Genomic DNA, 274 nt, shown 5'->3' on the forward strand with positions numbered 1-274 from the left:
TACTCGTGCTTTGGTGCGTCGGTTGCGCACCGCGGGAGTCATGAAGGGTGTGTTGCTGGCCCCTGACGCTGATCTCGACGCTGAGCTGGGGAAGTTGCGAAACATCCACTTGCCTACCGACCAGATCGCCCAGGTGTCCACCCGCACCGCCTACCCGTCACCCTTGGGCGGGCGCAGTGTGGTGCTCTTCGACTTCGGTCTTAAGCACTCCATCTTGCGGGAGCTGAGCAGGCGAGGTTGTGCCGTGACCGTTGTGCCGTGGAACATCTCAGCC

The 274-nt window shown here is 62.4% G+C and carries 1 pseudogene; it reads left to right on the forward strand.

The annotated features are described in order from the left end of the window. Nucleotides 1–40 precede the first annotated feature (40 nt). A pseudogene (locus LD028_RS18195) lies at nt 41–274 on the forward strand (carbamoyl phosphate synthase small subunit); the annotation flags it as partial.

This window comes from Anoxybacillus sp. LAT27 (assembly GCF_022030075.1).
GTDB lineage: Bacteria > Bacillota > Bacilli > Bacillales > Anoxybacillaceae > Anoxybacillus > Anoxybacillus kestanbolensis.